Annotated in this window: 1 protein-coding gene; it reads right to left on the reverse strand. The window is 50.8% G+C overall.

Features of this window, described 5'->3' with window-relative positions; all coding sequences use genetic code 11:
- Positions 1 to 66 precede the first annotated feature (66 nt).
- On the reverse strand, positions 67 to 787 hold a 721-nt coding region (locus tag FYK55_RS28750), incomplete at its 5' end, for a hypothetical protein (RefSeq protein WP_235909051.1).

Consider the following 787-nt stretch of genomic DNA (forward strand, 5'->3'; position numbering starts at 1 on the left):
CCAATTTTTAGCTGCCTGTCAGTGTCAACAGTCGTGAATTCGTCGGCCAAAAACAGCCATGGATTGTCAACCGCGTAAATCAGTGTAGCTAAGAATTTCCTGGGTCTCAGCGTAGGTCAGGTCATTCCATTCTTCATTGACCCAATCTGTACCGCCGGGCCAACCATGGCCGATCCTGTATCGACGCTTCAGTCTACACAACTGTGGAGAAGCGCTTAATTCGATCTCTTCTTCAACAATTCCACCGTAGTCGCCGGAGCGGAAAGAGAGTTTCGTTGACCAAGATTCCGGCAATAGGATTGGGTAAGTGGGGCAGGGCAAATTCTTGGCACCAGGAATCTTCTTCCATGCGTCGGCATATCGTTTGCCCTTTTCTCGATACGCCTTCGCGTATTGTTTCCCGTAAACATCCCACCATTGCTGCCACTTCGCAACCGCCGACCGATGCTCGGCCTCGACATCAGAGTCCGCGTACAAAAGTCTGTCAAACTTGCATCGCGAAATCGTGCGAAGTTGACTGACGATTATCATGCGGTCGCCAGCAACCCCCGGCTTGCCTTTAAATCGCGGATCAAGTGCGAACTTGAGTAGCTCCGGAAACCGATCGATCGTGGGGAGCGTTTGAACGTATTTGTAGTCGGAGTCGATTTCATATGGGTAACGCATCCACTTCGTGTACGCGTCAGACTCACCCCATGTGGCTGCTTCTTGCGAATGACCAATGCCAACAACGCAGAAGAAAACGGCGATCGTGAACAGATACGTTTTCATTTGATTGGGCGAACGT

This window comes from Roseiconus nitratireducens (assembly GCF_008629675.1).
GTDB lineage: Bacteria > Planctomycetota > Planctomycetia > Pirellulales > Pirellulaceae > Stieleria > Stieleria nitratireducens.